The sequence below is a fragment of the Ruegeria sp. ABM4_193 genome, from assembly GCF_056158705.1.
The window spans coordinates 1,463,697-1,487,330 of the sequence record NZ_JBSWTT010000001.1 but is presented as its reverse complement, the minus strand read 5'-3'; the positions used below and the strand labels follow the sequence as shown (position 1 = coordinate 1,487,330).

General features: G+C 59.0%; 24 protein-coding genes. 11 read left to right on the top strand and 13 right to left on the bottom strand.

What is annotated here, in order from left to right; all coding sequences use genetic code 11:
* Positions 1–40: 40 nt before the first annotated feature.
* The 3 genes from ACXADZ_RS07480 (at position 41) to ACXADZ_RS07470 (ending at position 3,257) form a co-directional block, all read left to right on the top strand.
* On the top strand, positions 41–784 hold the full coding sequence (locus tag ACXADZ_RS07480) for a hypothetical protein (RefSeq protein ID WP_475194496.1): 744 nt from the start codon (positions 41–43) through the stop codon (positions 782–784).
* Positions 781–1,710: a glycosyltransferase family 2 protein gene (locus ACXADZ_RS07475; protein ID WP_475194492.1), complete on the top strand. Its 930-nt coding sequence runs from the start codon at positions 781–783 to the stop codon at positions 1,708–1,710. Before ACXADZ_RS07480 ends, ACXADZ_RS07475 begins: the two co-directional genes overlap by 4 nt.
* A 185-nt stretch (positions 1,711–1,895) precedes the next feature.
* Positions 1,896–3,257: a DEAD/DEAH box helicase gene (locus tag ACXADZ_RS07470; protein WP_475194487.1), complete on the top strand. Its 1,362-nt coding sequence runs from the start codon at positions 1,896–1,898 to the stop codon at positions 3,255–3,257.
* Here the strand turns inward: ACXADZ_RS07470 and ACXADZ_RS07465 are convergent.
* Genes ACXADZ_RS07465 through ACXADZ_RS07455 form a run of 3 tightly spaced genes read right to left on the bottom strand, consistent with a single transcriptional unit; the run spans position 3,254 to position 5,276 of the window.
* On the bottom strand, positions 3,254–4,156 hold the full coding sequence (locus ACXADZ_RS07465; RefSeq protein ID WP_475194481.1) for an EamA family transporter: 903 nt from the start codon (positions 4,154–4,156) through the stop codon (positions 3,254–3,256). The two genes, ACXADZ_RS07470 and ACXADZ_RS07465, sit on opposite strands and share 4 nt — an antisense overlap.
* A gap of 21 nt (positions 4,157–4,177) precedes the next feature.
* Positions 4,178–5,080, bottom strand: a complete 903-nt coding sequence (locus ACXADZ_RS07460; protein ID WP_475194475.1) for a fatty acid desaturase — start codon at positions 5,078–5,080, stop codon at positions 4,178–4,180.
* Positions 5,073–5,276, bottom strand: a complete 204-nt coding sequence (locus ACXADZ_RS07455) for a DUF2061 domain-containing protein (protein ID WP_475194471.1) — start codon at positions 5,274–5,276, stop codon at positions 5,073–5,075. Before ACXADZ_RS07455 ends, ACXADZ_RS07460 begins: the two co-directional genes overlap by 8 nt.
* A gap of 108 nt (positions 5,277–5,384) precedes the next feature.
* Between ACXADZ_RS07455 and ACXADZ_RS07450 the strand changes: the two genes are divergently transcribed.
* Together ACXADZ_RS07450 and ACXADZ_RS07445 are read left to right on the top strand one after the other, a co-directional pair.
* A complete protein-coding gene (locus tag ACXADZ_RS07450) occupies positions 5,385–6,254 on the top strand; it encodes a helix-turn-helix domain-containing protein (RefSeq protein ID WP_475194466.1) in 870 nt (289 codons plus the stop codon).
* A 79-nt stretch (positions 6,255–6,333) separates the two neighbouring features.
* Positions 6,334–6,516, top strand: coding sequence for a hypothetical protein (locus ACXADZ_RS07445; protein WP_171090450.1), 183 nt, complete (start codon positions 6,334–6,336; stop codon positions 6,514–6,516).
* Between the two features lies 1 nt (position 6,517).
* Here the strand turns inward: ACXADZ_RS07445 and ACXADZ_RS07440 are convergent, their stop codons facing one another.
* The 4 genes from ACXADZ_RS07440 to bcoG are packed head-to-tail and all read right to left on the bottom strand — an operon-like array spanning position 6,518 to position 10,040.
* Positions 6,518–7,276 carry an SDR family oxidoreductase gene (locus ACXADZ_RS07440; RefSeq protein WP_475194463.1) on the bottom strand — a complete coding sequence of 253 codons (759 nt, stop codon included), beginning with the start codon at positions 7,274–7,276 and terminating at the stop codon, positions 6,518–6,520.
* The gene (locus ACXADZ_RS07435; RefSeq protein ID WP_475194459.1) at positions 7,273–8,739 is read right to left on the bottom strand and encodes a carnitine 3-dehydrogenase; all 1,467 of its coding nucleotides are present in this window, start codon (positions 8,737–8,739) and stop codon (positions 7,273–7,275) included. The genes ACXADZ_RS07440 and ACXADZ_RS07435 overlap by 4 nt, the downstream gene beginning before the upstream one ends.
* Before the next feature lie 8 nt (positions 8,740–8,747).
* Positions 8,748–9,065: a hypothetical protein gene (locus ACXADZ_RS07430; protein ID WP_475194457.1), complete on the bottom strand. Its 318-nt coding sequence runs from the start codon at positions 9,063–9,065 to the stop codon at positions 8,748–8,750.
* A gap of 60 nt (positions 9,066–9,125) precedes the next feature.
* Positions 9,126–10,040: a 3-dehydrocarnitine:acetyl-CoA trimethylamine transferase BcoG gene (gene bcoG, locus ACXADZ_RS07425; protein WP_475194455.1), complete on the bottom strand. Its 915-nt coding sequence runs from the start codon at positions 10,038–10,040 to the stop codon at positions 9,126–9,128.
* A 133-nt stretch (positions 10,041–10,173) separates the two neighbouring features.
* On the opposite strand from bcoG, the gene ACXADZ_RS07420 reads away from it, so the two are divergent.
* On the top strand, positions 10,174–11,160 hold the full coding sequence (locus ACXADZ_RS07420; protein WP_475194451.1) for a GlxA family transcriptional regulator: 987 nt from the start codon (positions 10,174–10,176) through the stop codon (positions 11,158–11,160).
* A gap of 74 nt (positions 11,161–11,234) precedes the next feature.
* Here the strand turns inward: ACXADZ_RS07420 and ACXADZ_RS07415 are convergent, their stop codons facing one another.
* The 3 genes from ACXADZ_RS07415 to ACXADZ_RS07405 are packed head-to-tail and all read right to left on the bottom strand — an operon-like array spanning position 11,235 to position 14,242.
* Entirely contained in the window at positions 11,235–12,281 is a 1,047-nt protein-coding gene (locus ACXADZ_RS07415) for an aldo/keto reductase (protein ID WP_475194445.1), read from the bottom strand.
* Positions 12,282–12,312: 31 nt separating this feature from the next.
* Positions 12,313–12,771 (bottom strand): DNA polymerase III subunit chi, encoded by a 459-nt coding sequence (locus ACXADZ_RS07410; RefSeq protein WP_475194442.1) that lies wholly within the window; start codon positions 12,769–12,771, stop codon positions 12,313–12,315.
* Between the two features lie 4 nt (positions 12,772–12,775).
* Entirely contained in the window at positions 12,776–14,242 is a 1,467-nt protein-coding gene (locus ACXADZ_RS07405; protein WP_475194439.1) for a leucyl aminopeptidase, read from the bottom strand.
* Between the two features lie 229 nt (positions 14,243–14,471).
* On the opposite strand from ACXADZ_RS07405, the gene lptG reads away from it, so the two are divergent.
* The 5 genes from lptG to rsmA all read left to right on the top strand — a co-directional run bounded on the left by lptG (position 14,472) and on the right by rsmA (position 20,861).
* A complete protein-coding gene (gene lptG / locus ACXADZ_RS07400) occupies positions 14,472–15,572 on the top strand; it encodes an LPS export ABC transporter permease LptG (protein ID WP_475194435.1) in 1,101 nt (366 codons plus the stop codon).
* Entirely contained in the window at positions 15,572–17,728 is a 2,157-nt protein-coding gene (locus ACXADZ_RS07395) for an LPS-assembly protein LptD (RefSeq protein WP_475194430.1), read from the top strand. The genes lptG and ACXADZ_RS07395 overlap by 1 nt, the downstream gene beginning before the upstream one ends.
* On the top strand, positions 17,719–18,972 hold the full coding sequence (locus ACXADZ_RS07390; RefSeq protein WP_475194426.1) for a peptidylprolyl isomerase: 1,254 nt from the start codon (positions 17,719–17,721) through the stop codon (positions 18,970–18,972). The genes ACXADZ_RS07395 and ACXADZ_RS07390 overlap by 10 nt, the downstream gene beginning before the upstream one ends.
* On the top strand, positions 18,969–19,934 hold the full coding sequence (gene pdxA / locus ACXADZ_RS07385) for a 4-hydroxythreonine-4-phosphate dehydrogenase PdxA (RefSeq protein ID WP_475194421.1): 966 nt from the start codon (positions 18,969–18,971) through the stop codon (positions 19,932–19,934). The genes ACXADZ_RS07390 and pdxA overlap by 4 nt, the downstream gene beginning before the upstream one ends.
* An 84-nt stretch (positions 19,935–20,018) precedes the next feature.
* A complete protein-coding gene (gene rsmA, locus ACXADZ_RS07380) occupies positions 20,019–20,861 on the top strand; it encodes a 16S rRNA (adenine(1518)-N(6)/adenine(1519)-N(6))-dimethyltransferase RsmA (protein ID WP_475194418.1) in 843 nt (280 codons plus the stop codon).
* A gap of 52 nt (positions 20,862–20,913) precedes the next feature.
* On the opposite strand, the gene ACXADZ_RS07375 is transcribed toward rsmA, so the two are convergent.
* The 3 genes from ACXADZ_RS07375 to prfA all read right to left on the bottom strand — a co-directional run bounded on the left by ACXADZ_RS07375 (position 20,914) and on the right by prfA (position 23,631).
* Positions 20,914–21,492 carry a DUF4167 domain-containing protein gene (locus ACXADZ_RS07375; RefSeq protein WP_475194415.1) on the bottom strand — a complete coding sequence of 193 codons (579 nt, stop codon included), beginning with the start codon at positions 21,490–21,492 and terminating at the stop codon, positions 20,914–20,916.
* A gap of 241 nt (positions 21,493–21,733) precedes the next feature.
* Positions 21,734–22,579, bottom strand: a complete 846-nt coding sequence (gene prmC, locus ACXADZ_RS07370) for a peptide chain release factor N(5)-glutamine methyltransferase (RefSeq protein ID WP_171090479.1) — start codon at positions 22,577–22,579, stop codon at positions 21,734–21,736.
* Positions 22,576–23,631, bottom strand: a complete 1,056-nt coding sequence (gene prfA / locus ACXADZ_RS07365; RefSeq protein WP_475198519.1) for a peptide chain release factor 1 — start codon at positions 23,629–23,631, stop codon at positions 22,576–22,578. The genes prmC and prfA overlap by 4 nt, the downstream gene beginning before the upstream one ends.
* Between the last annotated feature and the right edge of the window lie 3 nt (positions 23,632–23,634).

Genomic DNA, 23,634 nt, shown 5'->3' with positions numbered 1-23,634 from the left:
CTGATTGCGCAGCCGAACCCGGCTGTGCAATCCTGCGCACATGAGTGACGACGAACTGACCTATCCCGGTGGTCTGCCAGACATGCTGGACAGCTATGAGAACCGGCGAAGTCCGTTTCAGTTCGGCACCCTCACGCTGCCCGATCCCGACGTTGATCTGGATGATCTGGCCAGACGCACGGTTCCAGACAGCGCCACCGAATTGCCGCCCGGACGCAGCACCACGTGGGATCGCAAACGCGCCCAAATCGCACGCGAATTCGTCGGCCAGTCGGAATTGGCCTTCCTGAACGCGCAATTGATCTCCAACCTTAGAAAACGGTCTTTTCCCCGCCACGCGCCAACCCTGTTCTGCCGGTTGTGGGACGAACAGTCCGATCACCTGCTGGCCACACTCGACCTGCGCTGGCTGGTGTCTTCGGTTCAGACATTTGCGGACCACGGACAGACGGCCACTCAGCGCGAGGTAGGTCACGCGTTGCGGATGCTGTTTGGTCTGATGAAACTCTATGAATTCGAACGCCTGTTCTCGGGCCTGGCCCCGGACACGCCCTTTCGGTTCGAAGACAAAAACCATGTAGATTTGCCCTTTCAGATGAAGGGTTTTTCCTTTGAAAAAGGTGGGTTGGCTGTCAATCTTATCGCCCCGATCTGGACCCGGGCAATGCACGACCCGACCATCGCGCCGTTGGTCGATCATCTGATGACGGAACTCAACAAAGACCCAGGCGGTATCTTTCGCCGCCTGAAACGGATGCGCGATTCCCGCGCGACGCGCGCATGACCACCTGGGGTATCGTCTCGATGGTTCGGGGCTCGACCGAGAACGTACTGCGGTTTGTGGCACATCACCTCGAGCTGGGCGCAGACTTCATGTATATCTACATGGACGAACCCAACCGGCACACCTTTCGAGCGCTCAGGATGCACCCCAAAGTGCGCGTGCGGGTTTGCGACGATGCGTTTTGGGAAAAGCGAGGACGTGCAAGGCCGGAAAAACATCAGGTCCGTCAGACGGTTCACGCGACGTTTGCCTATCGCAACACGCCCCTGGATTGGCTGACGCATATCGATGTAGACGAGTTTCTTTGGTCCCCGACCCCCATCGCCGAAGTGCTTGGCAATGTACCGCCCAACATCAATGCCGCCCGTGTCCGCCCGATGGAGGCGCTGGCAACTGGCGACGATCTGTACAAGGCACACATCCCCCAGGGCCCCAACCGCGAGGCTCTGGTCGAAGCGATTTATCCAACCTACGGAGCTTTTGTTCTGGGCGGTTTTCTCAGCCACGTGCAGGGAAAATTGTTCGTTCGCACTGGCCTGAAATACCTGAACTTCCGCATCCACAACCTGTTTCAGAACAAAAAGCTGCTGCCGTGCAAATACGAGCTGCCCGAAGTTGAACTGTGCCACCGACACGCCCCGGATTGGGACCACTGGATCGGGCATTACCAATTTCGCATGGATCGCGGCTCGTATCAGGCAGGCATGGCCCCAAATGTACCGCGCGAGCAAGGCGGGCTGAACAAGAACGAACTGCTCAACTGGATTGAGGACGAACAGGGCATGGAAGGACTGCGCGCGTTTTTCGATGAAATGAGCGGCGCAGACCCCGAAGTGCGCGCTCGACTGGACCGGCACGGCCTGTTGCGGCACCGCCCCCTGGAATTGGATGAAAAACTGGCGAAACACTTCCCCGGAAGCTGCTGAATTGTTGCGGAAAATCTTGCGAACAGTCTGCGTGCCCCGCATTAAGCCGACTTCATTTGACCCTGACCTACGTTTTTGTTATGTCCGCCCCCAAGCCGAACAGGCGCATTGCGCGCATGGCCATCCGGGCCCGGCACATCTTTGACGCGCGGGCCAGGTCAAGTGTCCGCAAAAACCGGACTTACATGACAAAGTTTAACGAACTGAACCTGAACCCAAAGGTCCTCAAAGCCATTGAGGAAGCCGGATACGAAACCCCCACTCCGATCCAGGAAGGTGCGATTCCGCCTGCTCTGGAAGGTCGCGATGTTTTGGGGATTGCGCAGACCGGCACTGGCAAAACCGCCAGCTTTACCCTGCCGATGATCACCCTGCTGGCCCGTGGTCGCGCCCGTGCACGCATGCCGCGTTCGCTGGTTCTGTGCCCGACACGGGAACTCGCCGCGCAGGTGGCAGAGAATTTCGACACCTACACAAAGCACCTGAAACTGACCAAAGCGCTGTTGATCGGCGGCGTCAGCTTTAAGGAGCAAGAGGCTCTGATCGACCGGGGCGTTGACGTTCTGATCGCCACGCCGGGTCGCCTGCTGGACCATTTCGAACGCGGCAAGCTTTTGCTGACCGGTGTTCAGATCATGGTGGTGGACGAAGCCGACCGGATGCTGGACATGGGCTTTATTCCCGATATCGAACGCATCTTCTCGCTGACGCCGTTCACGCGCCAGACCCTGTTCTTCTCGGCCACCATGGCTTCTGAGATCGAACGCATCACCGACACCTTCCTATCCGCCCCTGCCCGGATCGAAGTTGCCCGTCAGGCCACCGCATCCGAGACCATCGAACAGGGCGTCGTCATGTTCAAAGGCGGTCGCCGCGATCGTGAGGCCAGCAATAAGCGCAAGGTCTTGCGTGCGCTGATCGATGCCGAGGGCGACAAGTGCACCAACGCCATCATCTTCTGCAACCGCAAGACAGATGTGGATATCTGCGCGAAATCGCTGAAGAAATACGGCTATAACGCTGCCGCGATCCATGGCGATCTGGACCAGTCACAGCGCATGAAAACGCTGGACGGGTTCCGCGATGGATCGTTGCGCCTGCTGGTGGCCTCGGACGTCGCCGCGCGGGGTTTGGATATTCCTTCGGTCAGTCACGTGTTCAACTTCGACGTTCCCGGCCATGCCGAGGACTACGTCCACCGCATCGGCCGCACCGGCCGCGCCGGGCGCGAAGGCAAGGCCATCACGATTTGCTCGGGCCGTGATGAGAAAGCTTTGGATGCAATCGAAAAGCTGATCCAGAAAGACATCCCGCGCATCGACAACCCGGTCAAGGAAGAGGCCAAGCCCGAAAAGGCCAAATCTGAGAAACCGAAGCCCGAGAAAAGGGCCAAAGACCAGGAAGGCGCGAAGGACACCCGGAAAGAGCGCGAACCGAAAGGGCGCGGTCGTAGTCGCAAGGCCGATAACGGTCCGGTTGTTGTTGGGATGGGTGATCATCTGCCCAGCTTTATCGCACTTAGCTTTGATGAACGTCGTGCTGGCTAAATTGCCAGCACCAGAGCCAGTATCGAAAGCCCCAGCAAAGTCATTCCGGCGATCTCTCGCCGGGTGATCGTTTCACGGAAGAACAATGTCGAGGCCATCAAGCTGAGGAGCAGTTCGACCTGCCCCAGCGCTTTGACATACGCTGCGTTTTGCAAAGTGAACGCCCAGAACCAGCAGAACGACCCACCCAGACTGGTCAGCCCGACAAAGATGCCGGTGGACCGCGTTTGCCAGACTGCGATCAACTCGGACCGGTCCCGCCACAACAGCCATAGCCCCATGCTGAGAAATTGAAACGTGACTACGGCGGCCAAAGTGACCAAGGCCCTGAACCATGCATCGACCTCACCCAGCTGCAACGAGGCACCGCGATAGCTGACGGCGGAAAATGCAAACAGCACACCCGAACCAAGCCCAAGTTGAGAGGCGCGGTTGGTCAGATGCCGCCACCAAGCCCCATCACCTCCGGGTGTTTTCGACAGCAGCAAAACTGCGGCAAGCCCCAACAGAATGGCCACAAGCGCACCCGCTGACACGCGATCCCCTAGCACAAGAAAGCCGACAATCGCGGTTTGAATCACTTCGGTTTTCTTAAAGGTGATCCCCACCGCAAAGTTGCGCTGCTTGAACAGAGCCACGACACAAATGGTCGCCAGAATCTGGGCTGTCCCGCCGATCACCGCGTACAGCCAGAACAACGGGCTGAGTGACGGCAAACTTGCGCCCGTTACCTGTAAAGCGATCAGCAACCCTGCAGCAGCCAACGGCATGGAATAGGCAAAGCGCGCAAACGTTGCGCCAGCCGCAGACAGTTTCACACTGCTCAGCGACTTTTGCAGCATGAAACGTACCGTCTGAAAACTGGCGGCAGCGATTGTGACAGGGATCCAGAGACTCATGCCACCCGTTGTGTCGTCAAATCAGGACTTTGGCCAGAGCGGATGCGGCACAGGGTCTTTCGCGCGAAGCAGATACTGCCGGAAAATCTGCGCGTAAGACCGGTACACGTAAGCCTCATTGCAGGCCAGATACCTATCCTTGCCGTCTTCATACAGTTGCGGCAACTGGTACCACGGGGCGTTGGGGTTCATGTGATGAACCACGTGCAGGTTGTTGTTCAGAAACAGAAAAGCCAGCGGGCCCCGGTCTTCGATAATAACCGTACGCGCACGGGATTTTTCATGCGCACGGTGCTCAAGGAAGGTCCGTATTTTTAGCAGCCCCAGCCCGAAATAGGCAGAAATCAAATAGGCCCAAACCGGCATGGACGACTGGGCAACAACCCACAGTACCACCGCCGCGCCCGGCAGGTGCAAAGCCCAAGCCAGCAGGATATACTTGTCCCAATGCCGCGCGCCTCGCCATTCGTCTCGCAGAAACAGAACTTGTCCGATGGCCGGGCCCAAGACCATGCGCCCAAGCAGCGTGTTGTTGATCGCCAGCAGCCTTTGTAAGCCGCGCGGAAGAGTTGACCAGACCTTGGGATCCAAATAGTTCGATTCCGGGTCGTCATATGGATCGGTCAACGCTGCATCCTGATGATGCGCCAGGTGCAAATCCCGAAAGCGGTTGTACGGGATGAACAGCGTCAGCGGCAGCGCCATCAGCGCCTCGTTTACCCATTTTGTGCGGAAAGGATGCCCGTGCAGGGCCTCATGTGTCAGCGACGAATGCAGCGCCGCAACAACAGCAAGGGCCGGAACAGCCAGCCAAACTGACAGGCTTGCCAACCAAAACAGCCCTGCAAGCCACGCCCCATAGCAGGCAATGATCAGGAATAATGTGCCCCATTCAGGCGCTTGGGAAGTGGGTCGCTCAGCCATTGCGCCCCCACGAGATACCTGCCCAAACCCGCTCGTAAATCACATACATGGTCAGGCCAATGGCGGTGTTCACCAGCGCCACAACCCCGCCCACAGTGGCTGAGCCCGTGGCAATCGGCCCCACAACAGTCATGGTGACTAGCCCCATGACATTCCAAACGATTGCTTTCACGACAGATCTTCGCCGCGTTTCCATTCCGACCCTCAGTCTTTTTGCTTTTTTCAAAGGGTTACAGGGCGATGGTCATGGTGGGAATTCTGAATATGATTAACAAAATTCAACATCTATGATATTTGTCACAACATGCAGGTAAAAATCGACAAAAGAGATCGCGCCGCTCAGTTCCGTCAACGTCTGGCTCAGGCGATGGAGCAGCGAAACATCAGTCAAAGCGCGCTGGCACGGCACATCAGTGTTGACCGCTCGACCGTATCGCAGCTTTTGACCGGGCATGGTGCGCGTCTGCCCAACGCGCATGTGGTCGGAGGATGCGCGGCCGCACTTGGTGTTTCAGCCGATTGGTTATTGAGCCTCTCCGACAGGCCCGAAAGCGCGGCCGAACTTCTGGCCAGCTCTCTCAGTTTCACCGAAGCCCCCCGCGCGCTGGTCGATGAGCGGATCTTCGAGTGGCACAAGGAGGCCGCTGGCTACAAGGTTCGCTATGTCCCGGCGACCCTGCCCGACATGCTCAAGACCCGTGCTGTGCTGGAATGGGAATATGCCCCGCATCTGGGGCGCACGGCAGATCAGGCCATCGGCGCGTCCGAGGACAGGTTGGCCTGGATGCGCAGTGCGCAGTCGGATTATGAGATCGCCATGCCGCTGTTCGAAATCGAGAGCTTTGCAAGCGCCACAGGGTATTACAGCGGCCTTAGCGCGCAGGTGCGGCTGGAACAGATCGACCACCTTCTGACACTATGCGATCAGCTTTACCCCAGAATGCGGATCTATCTGTTTGATGCAAAACGGCTTTATTCGGCCCCTGTAACGATTTTCGGCCCCCTGCTGTGCGTGTTCTACGCTGGCAGTCACTATATGGCGTTCCGCGACCGGGACCGGATCGAAACCTTTACACGTCACTTCGACACGCTGGTGCGCGAAGCTGATGTGACTGCCCGAAACTTTCCCAACCACCTGCGGCAGCTCAGATCCAGGATTTCTGAAACCACATGATGCGGGCCGACCAATCCTGTGCTATGGTCCGTTGGCGCGAACCTTCGGGCATTCCGATCACAGACGGAGGACCACAGGAATGGACGCATTACAAACCGCTCAATACGCACGTGCCCTTTACGCCGCTCACGGAGACCGGGCCGAGGCCGAAGCTGCGCAGAAAATGCGCGAATGCGAGGCTGCCGGAAACCAGCAGGAAGCACAGGACTGGCAGGCGGTCCGTCAGACCATCCGCCAAATTCGTGGGCCAAATCAGGGCTAGATCACAGTTTCGGGTCAGGATTTACCGTGTGACCATCCACCGCGATGACCTGACCCGACACCAGCCGCGCCGCATCTGACGCAAGGAAGACGGCCATATTGGCTATGTCCTGCGCTTCGACAAAGCGCCCCATGGACGTACCCGAAGCATAGCCTTGGTACACCGCGTCTCGGCTCATGCCTTTGGCTTCTGCCTCACGGGCCAGAACGCCCTCCATGCGCGGACCTTCCACTGCGCCCGGACAGATGGCGTTAGCGCGTATGCCATGCGGGCCCAGCTCCATCGCGAGTGTCTTCATCAATCCAATGACCGCCCATTTGGCCGAAGCATAGGGCGCGCGGTACGGATAGCCATACTGCCCCGCCGTCGACGAGGTCAGGATGATGCTTCCCGCCCGCGCCGATTTCATCAATGGTGCTGCATATTTGGCAGCCAGAAACGCACCGTCCAGATTAACCGCAATACAGGCCCGCCATGCGTTCAGATCGATGTCTTCAATGGCATCGGTTGGCCCTGCTATTCCTGCATTGGCACACAGGGTGTCCAGCCCGCCTGCCTCAGACACAGCATCAAAGACGCAGCGCATATCAGCCTCATCCGACGCATTGGCGCAATGCGTCGTCCAATGATCGGGCACGGAGCTTAGCGCTGCCTGATCGATATCCGTGACCCAGACATCATATCCAGCCGCGTCAAACGCTTCGGCCATGGCGCGACCGACACCAGACGCGCCGGCCGTTACCAACACCCTCCGGCTCATGATGGTTTCCGAATAGCGGCCCCCGCACCTTCGGGGTAAGGCAAACCAGATTGAGCCTCAGCAATTCGTACCATCGCAGCCTCAATCTCGGCGGAAGGAGGGCACGGTCGGCGCGTCTCAAGGCTGACATGCAGCATGAAGCTTTCGCCTGTGGCCAGAAGCTTGTCCCCTTCATACATGCTGTGGAACACGTGCAACTTTTTGCCCTGCCCCAGCAACATCTGCGTGCGCACGTCGATCTTGGCGCCCGCGTGCACCTCGTCGATGTACCGGATGTGATTTTCAGTTGTGAAATAGCTGCCGCCGGATGAGATATACTCGGCGTCGCATCCGATGATCTCCATGAACCGGTCGGTGGCGGCAGAGAATGCTTCCAGATATTTTGCCTCATTCATATGACCGTTGTAGTCGGTCCAGTCCAACGGAACCGCACGCGCAAGGGTCAGGATCGGCTGGCTCACATCCGCCTGATCCAATGTCGGCAAGGCGCCTGGCTTCAAAGCCGCATCATGCTGGTTCAGCACAGCGCCTGCCCCGTAATTCTGCGCCTTGAGCGCGCGCATCATGCCCACAAGGTTGTTGTCGCGAATACGCTCCAGCTCGCGGATCGAATACATCCCCGATTGCGCATCGGACTGATCGGCGATCATGTCGACCAGTTCGTCAGTGAACTCGGGCACATCCATCAGCTTGGTCCAGGGCCATTTCAACGCCGGGCCAAACTGCGCCATGAAATGCCGCATTCCGGCTTCACCACCCGCAACGCGGTAGGTTTCGAACAGACCCATCTGGGCCCAGCGAATGCCAAACCCCATGCGGATCGCCTCATCGATTTCCTCGGTCGTCGCAATGCCGTCCTTGACCAGCCACAGAGCCTCGCGCCACACCGCTTCAAGGAACCGGTCCGCGATATGCGCATCGATTTCCTTCTTGATGTGCAATGGGAAAAACCCAACCGATTTCAGCAAATCCTGCGCCCGCGCGACTGTCTCGGGCGGGTTCTTGTCGGTGGGCACCAGCTCGATCAGCGGCAGCAGGTAGACCGGGTTGAACGGATGTGTGACGACGATCTGCTCGGGGCGCAGCGCGCCGTCTTGCAGTTCCGAGGGTTTAAAGCCGCTGGTCGAGGACCCGATGATTGCGCCCGGATCGCAGGCCTCTTGCAGACCTTTGTAGACTTTCAGTTTCAGGTCCAAACGCTCCGGTACGCTTTCCTGAATCCAAGTCGCGCCTTCTACGGCGTCGGCCATTTCATCGTGAAAGCTCAGCGTCCCTTCGGGCGGCAACGGCACATCGCTCAGGCCCGGCAGAGACCGCCGCGCATTGTCCAGAACCTCACCAATCTTGCGTTCTGCTTCCGGGTCCGGGTCGAACACCCGCACGTTCCACCCATTCAGCAGGAACCGTGCAGCCCAACCGCCGCCAATGACCCCACCCCCGATGATTGCTGCCGTTTTTGTCATATCGTCCTCTAATCGATACAGATCACTTGTGCCAGCCCCGCCTCATCCAGATGCGAAATGCATCCGAATTTCGGCGCAACAGCACTGCATTGTTTGGTGTCCGACAGGCAGAACCCTGCACAATCGGAGGCTTTTTCACAGGACTTCCCGGCGTCTGGCAAAGGTTCAAAGCAGATAAACTGCCGGAGTCGCCCACCCACCTCATAGCGTCCACCCTTGGCTTCGCACTCCTGGCGGGCCAAGTCGTCCTCTGTGGCTTGCGCTGCCCCTTCCCGGGGCAGGCACAGCATCAGGAGCGCCACGCACATCACCAGAACCGCTCGCATGGTTTTGATCCTTATGCTGACACCCTGAGCTTTCGGATTGGGCCGTCCAACGCGAACAAATCAGTTTTTGGGCGCGCGTTTTTCCAATCCCAACTTCTCGCGCACTTCTTGCGGCCCGATGACCCGTGCGCCCATATTCTCGATGATGGTCCCGGCCCGTTCGACCAGTTGCCAGTTCTCGGCCAGCACGCCCTTGTCCAGCCACAGGTTATCCTCAAGACCCACGCGCACGTTGCCGCCCGCCAGCACCGTAGCGGCGACATAAGCCATCTGGTTACGCCCCAGCGAAAATGCGCTGAAGGTCCAGTCATCGGGGACATTGTTCACCATCGCCATTAAGGTATTCAGATCGTCCGGCGCGCCCCACGGCACACCCATACACAGTTGAACCAAGGCGTTGGGCTCCAGAATCCCCTCTTTCACCAACTGCTTGGCAAACCATAGGTGGCCGGTGTCAAAGGCTTCGATCTCGGGCTTTACCCCCATATCCGTCATCATCTGTCCCATAGCGCGCAGCGCACCGGGCGTGTTGGTCATGACGTAGTCGGCCTCGGCAAAGTTCATGGTGCCACAGTCCAAAGTGCAGATTTCGGGCAAACACTCGGCAATATGCGCAACGCGCTCCGACGCGCCGATCATGTCCGTGCCGGCCTCATTCACAGGAAACGGGCTTTCAACGCCCCCAAACACGATGTCCCCACCCATACCCGCGGTCAGGTTCAGAACAACGTCCACGTCGGCGTCGCGAATCCGGTCTGTCACTTCACGATACAGGTCCAGCCGACGGCTTGGCGCACCGGTTTCGGGGTCACGCACATGGCAATGCACAACCGCAGCCCCAGCCTTGGCGGCAGCAATCGCGCTGTCCGCAATCTGCTGCGGCGAGCGCGGTACATGAGGGCTGCGATCCTGCGTTCCACCCGAGCCGGTCACGGCGCAGGTGATAAAGACATCACGGTTCATTTCCAGAGGCATGGCGTTTTCCCCAAGTTATACCCGGTTTTGACCTGAGTTTTCCCCAGGCTTCTCCCCGGATTCCGATTTGCGTTCTGACCCGACTCTGGCGCAGCCTTGGGAAAACAACTTGCCAGAATGCGAATCGAACTTGATGCAATCCGCAAAAAACATACTGCAACCCGAACATCGCGCCCTGAAAACGGCGGTGCTGGTGCTTGATGACTGCAACACGCTCAGCTTCGCCTCGGCCGTCGACCCGATGCGCGCGGCCAACCGTCTGGCCGATCGCCCGGCCTTTGATTGGGACTATGTGACAGCCACACCCGAACCGGCAATGCTGACCAGCGCCCTGCAAGTGCCCGGCATCCCGCTGGCACGTCTGCAAGGCTGTGACCTGATGATCGTTGTGGCCGGGTTCCAACTGGGCCGTCACGCCACCCCCAGCCTGCTCGCGGGTCTGCGCCGGATTGCAGGTACTGGCGCAACCATGGCAGGCATCGACGGCGGCCCCTGGCTGCTGGCCGAGGCCGGGCTGCTCGACGGCCACGCCGCCACCACCCATTGGGAAGACTTGGAAAACTTCGCCGCGCGCTTCCCCGAGGTCGATGTACGCCCAGACCGCTACACCGTCTCGGACACTCGGCTGACGTCAGGGGGCGCGATCCCAGCGGTCGAAATGATGCTGCACATCATCGCCGCCCGCCACGGCGCGGGTTTCGCAGCGCGCGTTTCGGGCTTGTTCCTCTACGAAGGCGCTCCAGACCCTGCCAAACCGCAAAGTCGCACTGGCGCACCACACCGCCACACAGCTTTGACCGCCAAGGCCAATTCACTGATGCAGGACTCTTTGGATGACCCCCTGCCGCTTGCCTATATCGCAGACCGACTGGGCACCAGCCCGCGTACCTTGCAACAACAGTTCCGTCTGCGCCTGAACACCACGCCGCAAGACCATTACTTGCAACTGCGCCTGGCCGAAGCGCGTCGCCTTGTCACTGACACCGACATGCCGCTGATGGATGTGGCGCTGGCCACGGGATTTGCCTCACAATCCAGCTTCGCCCGTGCCTTTCGCACCGCACACGGCCAGTCCGCCCGCGACCTCAGGCAAGAGCGCGCGCACCCCACCCATCACTGACCGGATCCAACTTCATCTGGCTAAAAATACCTCGGGGGAGCCGCCGAAGGCGGCGGGGGCAGCGCCCCCTGCCCTCAGTACGGCATCGGGTGCGCCTTATGGGCTGCATCCAACTCTGCCAGCACCTCATCTGACAACGTCAGATCCGCGCCAGCCAATACGTGTTCAAGCTGCTCAACCGAGGTCGCGCCAAAAATAGCGGACATCATGAAGGGACGTGTACGACACCAGGCCAATGCCATATGCGTCGGATCCAAGCTATGGCGCGCAGCAACGTCCAGATAAGCCGCGACAGCATCAAACACCCGATCAGACTTGCGCCCGCCCAGTTCAGGCGAAAGCGACATGCGCGAACCGTCCGGGACGGCACCACCCTGATACTTACCCGTCAGCAACCCGGTACCCAAAGGCGAGAACGCCATCAGCCCGACATCTTCATGCACGCATAGCTCGGCCATATCCGTGTCGAACAGACGACAGAGCAGAGAATATTCGTTCTGAACCGATGCCACACGCGGCGCGCCCATCTTTTCGGCCAAACGCACCCACTGCGCCGTGCCCCATGCGCTTTCGTTGGACAGACCAAAGGCGCGGATGTTGCCCTTGTCGACCTGAGCCTGCAACGCCTCCAGACACTCCTGCATGTTCTCTAGAACGTCATCGGTGTTGTGCCCGGTTGGCGCAAAATCCCAATTCTGGCGGAACATGTAGCTGCCACGGTTCGGCCAGTGAAACTGATAAAGATCAATGCACTCTGTCTGCAACCGCTTCAACGATCCTTCAATCGCTTCGGGGATCGTCTTGGCTGTGATCGGCGCACCGTCGCGCACAAATGACAAACCCTCGCCGGAATGCTTGGTCGCCAGAATGTAATCGCTCCGCCGCGCCGCATTGGCCGCGTTCCAGTTGCCCAGAATCTCTTCGGTGCGTCCGATCGTTTCTTTTGAAACCGGGTTCACCGGATACATTTCGGCTGCGTCCACAAAGTTGATGCCAGCATCCAGTGCCATGTCCATCTGCTTGTGCGCATCGGCTTCGGAGGTCTGTGTGCCAAACGTCATGGTTCCAAGACACAGGTCGCTCACCATGATTCCTGTACGGCCCAAAGGCTTCATTTGCATCTTTCAAATCTCCTGAAAACGGCGTCGCCCGTCAGGCTTCGGCCTTCTTTTCCCACCGCCCGGATTCTTCCGACCAGTATTGCGCCGAACACCCCGCAGCGGTCAGCGTTTTCCACTGCCCGCGCGCGTGTTGAACGGCCATGTCGTCATTGCCATCGAACAGAATGCACACACGTTCCATCGCGGCGACTTCTTCCGCCTCGACCGGCGCGCCATCAACTGCCATGACACAGGACGCGCCATTGGCAGTTTCCGAACCTGTGGTTAGCAAAATCGGCTGCTCTGCGTCATGGGGGCCACCTTCGCGGCCATGCGGCAGAAACCCGTCTTCGGGCCCCAGCCACAGCTTTTCATCCAGCCAGTCCATCCGCGCAGGGTCGGTGCCCCGCACGGCAATCTTCCACCCGGCCTGCCGCGCCTTGTCCAGTAACACCGGCAAGGTGTGTTCCAGCGGCTGGCGGGTCAGGTGGTAGAAATAGACAGCGCCCATTAGCTTACTCGAAATTGTCCTGCACAAACCGGCTGAGCGCGCGAACACCCCAACCGGTGGCACCTTTGGGTGCATAAGATGTCTCAGCGGAAACCGAGGCCACACCCGCGATATCCAGGTGAATCCAGGGCGTTTCTTCTTTGACGAACCGTTGCAGGAACTGCGCGGCGGTGATCGAGCCTGCGGGCCGGCCGCCTATGTTTTTCATGTCGGCGATGCGCGATTTCAGCAACTTGTCATAGGCATCGCCCAACGGCATCCGCCACGCGCCTTCATCCTCGGCCTTGGCGGATTTCAGGAATGCGTTGCAGAATGTGTCGTTGTTCGAGAACACACCGGCATTCTCGTGCCCCAGCCCGATAATGATCGCGCCGGTAAGCGTGGCCAGATCGATCATACCGACCGGGCTGAACCGTTCCTGCGCGTACCACATCACGTCGCACAGAACCAAGCGACCTTCGGCGTCGGTGTTGATGATCTCGACCGTGTCACCTTTCATTGACTTGACCACATCACCGGGGCGTGTGGCATTGCCGGATGGCATGTTTTCAACCAATCCAACCAGACCAACGACATTCGCCTTGGCCTTACGCTTGGCCAGCGCGCGCATGGTACCGGCGACAACACCTGCGCCACCCATATCCATGGTCATCTCTTCCATGCCACCCGCTGGTTTCAGCGAGATACCGCCTGTGTCAAACACCACACCCTTGCCGACTAAAGCCAGCGGCGCATCGCCCTTGTCGCCGCCCTTCCAGTGCATGACGACCACTTTGGACGGGCTGTCCGAACCCTGCCCGACGCTCAGCAATGTGCGCATTCCCAGCTCGGCCAGCTTGTCTTCGTCCAGAACTTCGACCTCAAGGCCCAGCTCCTGCATCTCGACCAGGCGGTCGGCGAATTCGGAGGTTGTCAGAACGTTTGCGGGCTCATTGGTCAGATCGCGGGTCATCCGCACGCCATCTGCAATTGCGTAAAGCGGTGCAAATTCCGCCTCTGCCTCGTCAGGTTTCGAATGGCTGATTGTGACCGTGCCTGCGTCTTCGCTTTCTTTGGTCTTATGCGCGTCAAAGTCATAGCTGCGCAGCGCGATACCCAAAGCCAGATCTTCTGTGCGCGCCTGATTGCCAACCATCACAAGCACGTCCTTGCCGCCTGCCAGCTTTGCCACAGCAGCGCCCGCCTTGCGCGCCTCGTCCGCCTCAGGGCGGCGCGGCAACACCAGGACGTCCAAAGCCTCGGCCGCCATCCCGGCAGGCCACGCCAGCGAGATCACATCTGCAGTCTTGGTTTTTTCGAAAGACCCGCTTTCGACCAGCCGCGCGACGGCCCCTTTTGTCAGACGGTTGGCCCGTCGGGCGGCGGGGCTCATCTTGCCGTCGGACGGGATGATGATAACCACCCGACCCTCGGCCTGCGCCATCGCATCCAAGTCAAACTCCTGAAAGCGGATCGGTACAAGACTGCTCATTGTAAACTCCTCAAATTCTGTTCCCCAAGACCTAGCCCGCGTAGCACCGCTTGACCAGATAGCAGTTTTCCCCGGCCTTCAATTGCATTAAGGTCTCCGAAAAATAACCGGCAGGCTCGGGGGAGAAAGACGTGGCACGAGAGGGCAGGCATAAGCCGTTGCGCAGAACATTCTGCGCGCGCGCAAGCGGCCCGAACGCCCGTGTTGCAAGCTTTGCGGGGGCGCGCCTGTGATCCTCGACCGCTACTTCGCCCGACGTTTCATGCAGAGTTTTCTGGTCATTGGCGGCATTTTCCTAACACTGATAATTCTTATCGATCTGATCGAACAGATTCGCCGGTTTGACGATTATGACCTGTCTTTCGGTCAGTTGTTGCAACTTACACTGCTCAACACACCGGCCGCGATCAGCGAAATGCTACCGCTGCTAGTCATTTTGTCGACCATCGCCCTTTTCGTAGGGCTTGCGCGCACCTCAGAGCTGGTGGTGACACGTGCCACGGGCCGCTCGGGCATCCGCGCTTTGGTAGCGCCTGTCCTTCTGGCACTCACTATCGGCGTGCTGGCTGTGGCATTGCTGAACCCAATCGCCGCTGCCACCTCGGAAGAGTTCCAACGCCTGTCCGATTCCTATCGCAACAACGGCAGCTCTGCCCTGTCGATCAGCAGTGAAGGATTGTGGCTGCGCCAATCGGCGGAAAACGGACAAGCGGTGATCCACGCGCGCGGCACCTCAAACGGCGACAAGCTGGGGCTGGACGACGTGACAGTGATCACCTTCGCCCGCGATGGAAAGCCAACCCAACAGATCATTGCCGACCGGGCCGATCTGGAGGATGGCCGGTGGATTCTTTCCAACGCCAAGATCTGGTCCATGCAAGACGGTGGGAACCCCGAAACCAACGCCGTTGTTCATGACCGCCTTGACCTTCCAACTTCGCTTACCCGCCAGCGCATTCTCGACACGCTGGGACAACAAGATTCCGTTTCGGTTTACGACCTGCCGCAACTGATCGCGGATCTGCGCGAAGCAGGCTTTTCGACCAAACAGTATGAGGTCTGGCTGCAAGTGCAGCTGGCACGCCCCTTCTTTCTGGTCTCGATGGTCCTGATCGGAGCAGCCTTCACCATGCGTCACGTCCGCCTTGGCGGAACGGGTATTGCGGTGCTGACAGCGGTTCTGCTTGGCTTTGCCATCTACTTCGTCCGCAACTTTGCGCAAATCCTCGGGGAAAACGGACAATTGCCCACATACATCGCTGCCTGGGCACCGCCCTTTGCTGCCATATTGCTGTCTCTTGGCCTGCTGCTTCATGCGGAGGACGGCTGATGAGGCGCTTTGTTCCCCTGTTGCTGACCAGCGCGCTGGCTTTGTCCGCCCCGGCACCCCTTGTGGCCCAATCGACGCCTGCACAGCCTCAGGGCGCAGAAACGCAGGAAGAGCCTGCCCTGCTGGTCGCCGACAAGGTTTTCATCACGCCCGAACGCAAACTGGTGGCTGAAGGCAATGTCGAGGCGTTTCAAGGCGACATCAAGCTGTCCGCTCAGCGTGTGACTTATGACCGTGAAACCGGTGAGCTGAAACTGGAAGGCCCCATCCGTATCGATCAGGGCGGTCAGACAACGCTGCTGGCGGACTCAGGACAGCTCGACAGTGGCATTCAGAACGGTTTGCTGATCGGCGCACGAATGGTGTTTGATCAGCAGGTTCAGATTGCCTCGGTTCAGGCAAAGCGGGCAGCGGGCCGGTATACGCAGTTCAGTAAGGTTTCGGCCACCTCCTGCCATGTCTGCGCCAACGGCAAGCCGCCGCTTTGGCAGATTAGGGCCCGTCGTGTCACCCATGACCAGTTGGAACAACAGCTCTATTTCGAAGGCGCGCAGCTTCGGGTGCTGGACTACCCGGTTTTCTATTTTCCCTATTTGCGCCTGCCCGATCCCACGCTTGACCGCGCGACAGGCTTTCTGGTGCCTTCGATCCGCAGTACTTCGCAATTGGGAACAGGTGTTCAGGTTCCGTATTTCATCAAGCTGGGGGACCACAAGGACCTGACGCTGACACCTTATGTATCAGGCAGCACGACAACGCTGGGCTATAGATACCGTCAAGCCTTTGTAAACGGTCGTATTCAGTTAGAAGGTGCCTATACCCGCGATGACATTCAGCCTGATCAGGATCGTGGCTACCTGTTCGCAAATGGCTGGTTCAACCTCAAGAATGACTACCGGCTGACATTCCAAGTGCAAACCGCTTCGGATGACGCCTATCTTGTGGATTACGGCCTGCCTGATCTGGACCGTTTGCGCAGTGAACTTTCGCTGGAGCGGATCAAGCGGGATACCGCATTCAAAACCAGCCTGATCCACTACAAAACGCTGCGCGAAAGTGAAAACCAGGACGAAATTCCGTCTCGCGTATTCGACTTGAATTACGAAAAACGCTTTTTCCCTGGTGCTTTGGGCGGCGAAGTGCGGCTGGCCTTTATCGGCCACGCCCATGAACGTACAAGCGACGCAGACATTGTTGGCCGAGACATCGCCCGCGCCACGTTTGACGCAGAGTGGCTGCGCAGCTGGACCTTCGCTTCGGGCCTGCGCGCCGACGTAACGCTGGGGGCATCTGTCGACACGTTCAACATTCGCCATGACAGCAATTTCCCCTCGCAGGTCACACGCTCAACGCCAAGGGCTGCTCTGACATTGCGCTATCCGATGACGCGGCGCGAGCAATCAGGTGCCGTGCAATTCCTTGAGCCCATCGCTCAGATCGGATGGACGCATGTGTCGGACACAGACGTGCCAAATGACGAGAGCACTTTTCAGGAATTCGATCAGGGTAACTTGCTGGCGCTCTCGCGTTTCCCAGCGGAAGATCAGCGCGAAGACGGTGCAACAGGTGTTGTTGGCCTGAACTGGGCCCGTTACGGCGCAGGCGGCTGGCAGGCGCTGGCCACCGTCGGTCAGGTATTCCGGGCAGACGCAGACCCGAATTTCACCCTGACATCGGGTTTGCAAGGCACCTCATCCGATCTGCTGATCGCAGGACAGATTCAAACCAACAATGGCTGGTCCCTTGGCGGTCGCGGATTGATCGACAACGATTTCAGTTTTGTCAAAGCAGAACTGCGTGGTGCCTGGACAAACGAGGTTGCGAGGATTTCCGGCAGTTACATCTGGCAGGAACCGGATCCAGCGGAAAATATCGTCGACGAGATCTCGGAAATCTGGCTTGTCGGCCGGTATCAGGTCGATCAGAACTGGCTGACGAATGCCCAGGCGCGCTATGATCTGGGCCAATCCGAACCGATCCGTTTGGGTCTGGGCGTGACATATCGCAACGAATGCGTGCAGGTTAACATGTCTGTAAGCCGGCGCTTTACTTCAACATCCACTATTGAGCCTTCGACAGAATTCGGCTTTACCCTGTCATTGACAGGGTACTCTGTCGAAAGCGGTGGCAAGACATACAAGAGAACATGCAGTTGATATCAGGTTTCTCCAGGTTTCTACGTTCCGGTTGGCTTAAACCGGTCGCACCGGCGCTGACTGCCGCGATTTTCGCAGTTGCAGGCACGCATTCCATGGCGCAAAGCCTGTTTTCTCCTGCGATCCGGGTCAATCAGGACATCGTTACCTGGTACGAACTCGAGCAACGGCTGCAATTCCTGAACGTACTGGGCCTGCCCGGCAGCAGCGAAGCCGACGTGCGAGACGCCCTGATCGATGCAAAGCTGCGCCAACAGGTCATGCGCGAAGCTGGCGTGCAAGCTGCCCCCGAGGCCGTTCAATTGGGAATTGACGAATTTGCGTCGCGCGGCCAGTTGTCCTCGGAACAGTTCCTGCAATTGCTGGGAGAGTCGGGTGTCGACCCTGAGACAGTTCGGGATTACATCGCGGATCAGTTGGCTTGGCGTGACTACATCAGCTCACGCTACCTGTCTCAGGCGCGTCCCACCGAAGATGAGATCGACCGGGCCCTTGGGCAGACCGGGGGCGGTGGGCTTCAAGTCCTTTTGTCCGAAATTATCATCCCGGTAAATCAGCAAACCGTTGCGCAGACCGAACTGCTGGCTCAGGAAATCTCGCGGCTGGAAGGTGTTGATGCGTTTTCAGCAGCCGCAGCACAATATTCCGCAGCCGCCACCCGTGATCAGGGCGGACGGTTGGACTGGCTGAACATCACAGACCTTCCGCCAGCTTTGCAGCCTGTAATCCTGGGACTTCAAAACGGAGAGGTCACGGATCCCATTTCGTTGCCAAATGCTGTCGCCTTGTTCCAGATGCGCGGCCTGCGTGAAGTTGCAACCTCAGCCGCCCCGATCTCAAAGCTGGATTATGCGATCTATTACATCCCAGGTGGCCGCAATGCCGACGCGCTGTCGCAAGCCACACGCCTGAAAGAAGAGATCGACACCTGCGATGATCTCTATGGAATCGCCAAGGATCAACCCCCAGAAGTCTTGGAACGCATCGACGCCGCCCCTTCCGAGGTGCCCCGTGATGTCGCGGTAGAATTGGCCAAGCTGGACCGCAACGAGGTGTCTACAAACCTGACGCGCAACAACGGTCAAACGCTGATGTTCCTGATGCTGTGCAATCGCACACGTGATCTGGGTGAAAACACCTCTCGCGCGGACGTGGCCAATGCCCTGGCACAGCAACGCCTTACAGCCTTTGCTGAAAGCCTGGTGGAACAGCTGCGGGCCGACGCTATTATCGTTCAGGAATGACCCGCCCAATCGCACTCAGCTGTGGCGAACCGGCGGGGATCGGTCCCGAAATAGCGGCCAAAGCCTGGGAAGAACTACGCGGCTCCTGCCCGTTCTTCTATATCGGCGATGCCAGCCACCTGCCTGCTGGTACTCCGGTCGCGGAAATCGAAGATCCCGCGCAGGCCCTGACGGTCTGCGATCAAGCGCTTCCCGTCCTGCAACTGGACTTCCCGGTCCCCAATGTGCCGGGCCAGCCCGACCCCGCCAACGCTCCTTCTGTGATCGATGCCATCGAAACAGGTGTCGACTTGGTTAAAGCAGGACACGCCTCGGCGCTTTGCACAGCGCCCATCCACAAAAAAGCTCTGATAGACGGGGCCGGATTCAGCTATCCCGGCCATACCGAGTTTCTTGCCGCCCTTTCTGGAACGCAACGGGTCGTGATGATGTTGGCCAGCGATCAACTGCGTGTTGTGCCTGCTACAATCCATATTCCGTTGTCACAAGTTCCAGAAGCCCTGACCCCGGATCTCCTACGCGATACGATCGAGATTACCGCTGCTGGCCTTCGCAAGCAGTTCGGCATCGCCAACCCGCGCATCGCCATCGCTGGCCTCAACCCTCATGCGGGCGAAGGCGGCAAAATGGGAACTGAGGAAGGCGATTGGATTGCCTCGCTTGTCGCTGAACTGAACCTCGATGGCGCGACGCTCACTGGCCCCCACCCGGCAGATACGCTGTTTCACGCCGCGGCCCGCGCGCGCTATGATGCGGCGATCGCGATGTATCACGATCAGGCCCTGATCCCGATCAAAACCTTGGATTTCGACCGTGGCGTGAACGTGACACTGGGCCTGCCCTTCATCCGAACGTCGCCGGATCACGGCACAGCGCTGGACATCGCCGGGAAAGGCATTGCCACGCCCACCAGCCTGATTGAGGCCCTGAAGCTCGCTCAACGCATGGCAAAAAGCTCTTGATCCTTCACCTGGCTGAAAATACCTCCGCCGGAGGCAAAAAATCTCTGGCGCACCTGCGCCCCTTTGCATCACGGTAATCGGATCATGAGCGCTATCGACAATCTTCCCCCGCTGCGCGAGGTCATCGCAACCCATCAGCTCTCGGCGCGCAAATCATTGGGTCAGAACTTCTTGCTGGACCTTAACCTGACCGCCAAGATCGCCCGTCAGGCCGGGGACCTGACTGAATGTGATGTGCTGGAAATCGGCCCTGGCCCCGGCGGTTTGACCCGCGGGCTTTTGTCTGAAGGCGCGCGCAAGGTCGTCGCACTGGAAAAAGACACGCGCTGTATCGCTGCCCTGAACGACATCGCTGCGGCGTATCCCGGACGGCTTCAGGTCATCAACGGTGATGCGCTGGAAATCAACCCGCTGGAACACCTGACGCCGCCGATCCGCGTTGCGGCCAACCTGCCCTATAACGTGGGTACCGAGTTGCTGGTCCGTTGGCTGACGCCACCCGAATGGCCACCTTTCTGGCAAAGCCTGACGCTGATGTTCCAACGCGAAGTTGCTGAACGTATCGTCGCTCAACCCGGCGGCAAGGCGTACGGCCGTCTCGCCATCCTTGCGCAATGGAGGGTTGACGCGCGCATCGCCATGTCGCTGCCCCCGGGCGCGTTCACCCCACCGCCCAAGGTGTCCAGCGCCGTGGTTCACCTGACCGCCCTGCCCGAGCCCCGCTATCCCGCCGATGCTGCCACCCTGTCCCGTGTTGTGGCTGCGGCCTTCAATCAACGCCGCAAAATGCTGCGGGCTTCATTGAAGGGCGTAGCCCCCGATATCGAAGACCGTTTGCTGGCGGCAGGGATTCAGCCCACGGAACGCGCGGAACAAGTTCCGCTGGAAGCGTTCTGCGCACTGGCCCGCGAAGTTCAAAAGACCTAAAAATAAAAAGCCCCGGTTCTACCGGGGCTTTTTGTTCGATCTGTTGCTTGGCTTATTCAGCCGCTTCAGGAGCGTCCCCATCGGTTTTCGGGGCCTCTTCGCTTACCGGTGCAGCTTTGGGCTTCCGCGCCCGCGGCTTGCGTGCAGGTTTTTCCCTTTTCTCCGGAGCTGAGCCTTCAGCCTCTTTGCTTTCCGGAGTTTCAACCAACCCGCTTTCAGGTGTGGCCTCGGGGGCTGCGAAATCCATCACATCTGGCTGCGGCGCTTCGGCCGGGTCGGCCTGACGGGCGGCTTCGCGTTCCTGACGTTCGGCGCGTTCGCGATCCCGTTCGGCCTGGCGTTCGCGGTTCTGGCGCTCCTGCTCTTCCCGGCGGGCTTCCATTTCGCGCTGCGCTTCGCTCAGCATTCGCAAGTAATGCTCGGCATGCTGCTGAAAGTTTTCAGCAGCCACACGGTCGTTTGACAGTTGCGCGTCACGTGCCAGTTGATTGTATTTGTCAATGATCTGCTGCGGCGTGCCACGCACTTTGCCCTCGGGGCCCGAGCTGTCAAAAACACGGTTTACGACGTTGCCGCCGGAGGGACGATTGCGGTTATTCTTGGCCCGCGAGCGGGATTTGGAAGATCTCATCTTTCTCTACGTCAGCCTTGTCAATTCGCTGTCGAACCACCCGTGTTTTGCACTGCTCTAAGGCGTTTGCCGTGACGGGATCTCGACTTTTTTGGGCTTGGCGTCAGGGGTGCGCTGCAATAGCGTCAACCTCGCCGACTAATCCTGAGTAAGCATGTCCTGACCGCGCAGACAAGAGGAATCTCGGGTTTTCACCAGGTTTTTTGGTTCGGGCAGCGCTTTTTGGTCGCAATCCTGCCGATCAACCCGGCATTTTTGCGCCAACGACACGGTCGCGCCCGTCCAGATCAGGGATCACACAAACATCTACAAGCCCTGCCGCATCAAACAAAGCGGCAACTTTTTTGGCCTGCGTTGGGCCTATTTCAACAAGAATCCGCCCCCCCGGCAACAGAAAATCCGGGGCTGACGCAGCAATCCGACGGTATGCACCCAACCCGTCTCCTTCGTCGGTTAGGGCCATGCGCGGCTCGTGCTCTTTGACCTCTGGTGACAATTCAACCATTTCGTCCACTGAGATATAAGGTGGATTGGAAACAATAAGGTCAAACTGACCATCAATGTTTTCAAACCAATCCGAGCGCACAATATCCACTCTCCCCTGAACTTGATGCTCAATCGCATTTGCACTGGCTTGCAGACAGGCAGCTTCGCTCAGATCGGCACCGACGCCTGACGCGCTGGCACGTTCGGCCAGCAACGTAATCAGGATGCAACCCGAGCCGACCCCCAAATCCAGAACGTGATCAAACGGCGCGCTCAGGGCTGCTTCGATCAGGGTTTCGGTTTCGGGTCGTGGGTCCAGAACATCCCGGCTGACCCGGAATCGGCGCCCATAAAACTCTCGTTCGCCCAGCAAATGTGAAACCGGCACCCGAATGGCGCGAAGCGAGATCAACTGGTCATAGCGCTCGGCAATCTCGGGCTGCAACTCCTCGGGCGCAATCAGCGTCACCCGACTGGCTTCTATGCGCGCCGCATGGGCCAGCAGCAGTCGTGCATCCCGCGCAGGATCATCCACTCCAGCCGCCCGCAGACGGGCCGTTGCCGCCACCATGGCCTGTGCCGCTGTCTGCAGGCCGGTCATTGCGCCATCTCGGCCAGCAGCCGCGCCTGATCATCAGCCGTCAGCGCATCGATAACCTCATCCAGATCGCCCTGCATGACCTGATCCAGCTTATAAAGCGTCAGGTTGATGCGGTGATCCGTCATGCGACCTTGCGGGAAGTTATAGGTACGAATACGTTCCGAACGGTCGCCCGAGCCCACCTGACTGGCCCGATCTGCCGAGCGTTCACTGTCGATCCGCTGCCGCTCCAAGTCATAAAGCCGCGTCTTCAGCACCTGCATGGCAATCTCGCGGTTGCGGTGCTGGGACTTCTCGGAGCTCGTGACAACCAACCCCGTCGGAAGGTGCGTGATCCGGACCGCCGAGTCGGTGGTGTTTACGTGCTGTCCACCCGCGCCTGAACTGCGCATCGTATCAATTCTGATGTCATTTGCGTCGATCTGGATGTCCACATCCTCGGCTTCAGGCAGAACCGCCACAGTCGCAGCCGAGGTATGAATCCGCCCACCACTTTCCGTCTCGGGCACACGCTGCACGCGGTGCACGCCGGATTCGTACTTCATCCGGGCAAAGACATTGTCGCCCTTGATATGAGCCACGACCTCTTTGATGCCGCCCAAATCCGAGGCCTGTTCCTCGATAATCTCAAACCGCCAGCCCCGCGCCTCGGCATAGCGTTGATACATGCGCAAGAGGTCGCTTGCGAACAAAGCGGCCTCATCGCCGCCGGTTCCAGGGCGAATTTCCAACATCGCCGGGCGCGCATCGGCCGCGTCTTTTGGCAGCAACGCCAATTGCAGGGCCTGTTCCGCCGCAGGAATACTGGCCTGTAGCTGAGGGATTTCCTCTTCGGCCAGTTCTTTCATATCCGGGTCGGCCAGCATCGCCTCGGCCTCGGCCAGATCCGCGACCAGCTGACGCCAGGCCATGATCTGATCAACCACCGGCTTGAGGTCGGAATATTCTTTGGCCAGCGTCGCAATATCGCCCCCCGACGCACCATCGGCCATGGCTGCTTCGAGGTATTGAAAACGCTGGGTGATCTGTTCAAGACGTTCTTCGGGGATCATCCG

What these genes read in the sequence shown, in the direction of transcription:
- ACXADZ_RS07390 (WP_475194426.1), top strand. Translation starts at nt 17,719, where the DNA reads ATGCAGTTGATATCAGGTTTCTCCAGGTTTCTACGTTCCGGTTGGCTT.
- ACXADZ_RS07480 (WP_475194496.1), top strand. Translation starts at nt 41, where the DNA reads ATGAGTGACGACGAACTGACCTATCCCGGTGGTCTGCCAGACATGCTG.
- ACXADZ_RS07440 (WP_475194463.1), bottom strand. Translation starts at nt 7,276, where the DNA reads ATGAGCCGGAGGGTGTTGGTAACGGCCGGCGCGTCTGGTGTCGGTCGC.
- ACXADZ_RS07410 (WP_475194442.1), bottom strand. Translation starts at nt 12,771, where the DNA reads ATGGGCGCTGTCTATTTCTACCACCTGACCCGCCAGCCGCTGGAACAC.
- ACXADZ_RS07420 (WP_475194451.1), top strand. Translation starts at nt 10,174, where the DNA reads ATGCAATCCGCAAAAAACATACTGCAACCCGAACATCGCGCCCTGAAA.
- ACXADZ_RS07375 (WP_475194415.1), bottom strand. Translation starts at nt 21,492, where the DNA reads ATGAGATCTTCCAAATCCCGCTCGCGGGCCAAGAATAACCGCAATCGT.
- ACXADZ_RS07430 (WP_475194457.1), bottom strand. Translation starts at nt 9,065, where the DNA reads ATGCGAGCGGTTCTGGTGATGTGCGTGGCGCTCCTGATGCTGTGCCTG.
- pdxA (WP_475194421.1), top strand. Translation starts at nt 18,969, where the DNA reads ATGACCCGCCCAATCGCACTCAGCTGTGGCGAACCGGCGGGGATCGGT.
- ACXADZ_RS07460 (WP_475194475.1), bottom strand. Translation starts at nt 5,080, where the DNA reads ATGGCTGAGCGACCCACTTCCCAAGCGCCTGAATGGGGCACATTATTC.
- ACXADZ_RS07415 (WP_475194445.1), bottom strand. Translation starts at nt 12,281, where the DNA reads ATGCAAATGAAGCCTTTGGGCCGTACAGGAATCATGGTGAGCGACCTG.
- prmC (WP_171090479.1), bottom strand. Translation starts at nt 22,579, where the DNA reads ATGACCGGCCTGCAGACAGCGGCACAGGCCATGGTGGCGGCAACGGCC.
- ACXADZ_RS07455 (WP_475194471.1), bottom strand. Translation starts at nt 5,276, where the DNA reads ATGGAAACGCGGCGAAGATCTGTCGTGAAAGCAATCGTTTGGAATGTC.
- ACXADZ_RS07395 (WP_475194430.1), top strand. Translation starts at nt 15,572, where the DNA reads ATGAGGCGCTTTGTTCCCCTGTTGCTGACCAGCGCGCTGGCTTTGTCC.
- ACXADZ_RS07465 (WP_475194481.1), bottom strand. Translation starts at nt 4,156, where the DNA reads ATGAGTCTCTGGATCCCTGTCACAATCGCTGCCGCCAGTTTTCAGACG.
- ACXADZ_RS07475 (WP_475194492.1), top strand. Translation starts at nt 781, where the DNA reads ATGACCACCTGGGGTATCGTCTCGATGGTTCGGGGCTCGACCGAGAAC.
- ACXADZ_RS07450 (WP_475194466.1), top strand. Translation starts at nt 5,385, where the DNA reads ATGCAGGTAAAAATCGACAAAAGAGATCGCGCCGCTCAGTTCCGTCAA.
- ACXADZ_RS07470 (WP_475194487.1), top strand. Translation starts at nt 1,896, where the DNA reads ATGACAAAGTTTAACGAACTGAACCTGAACCCAAAGGTCCTCAAAGCC.
- rsmA (WP_475194418.1), top strand. Translation starts at nt 20,019, where the DNA reads ATGAGCGCTATCGACAATCTTCCCCCGCTGCGCGAGGTCATCGCAACC.
- ACXADZ_RS07445 (WP_171090450.1), top strand. Translation starts at nt 6,334, where the DNA reads ATGGACGCATTACAAACCGCTCAATACGCACGTGCCCTTTACGCCGCT.
- prfA (WP_475198519.1), bottom strand. Translation starts at nt 23,631, where the DNA reads ATGATCCCCGAAGAACGTCTTGAACAGATCACCCAGCGTTTTCAATAC.
- ACXADZ_RS07405 (WP_475194439.1), bottom strand. Translation starts at nt 14,242, where the DNA reads ATGAGCAGTCTTGTACCGATCCGCTTTCAGGAGTTTGACTTGGATGCG.
- bcoG (WP_475194455.1), bottom strand. Translation starts at nt 10,040, where the DNA reads ATGCCTCTGGAAATGAACCGTGATGTCTTTATCACCTGCGCCGTGACC.
- ACXADZ_RS07435 (WP_475194459.1), bottom strand. Translation starts at nt 8,739, where the DNA reads ATGACAAAAACGGCAGCAATCATCGGGGGTGGGGTCATTGGCGGCGGT.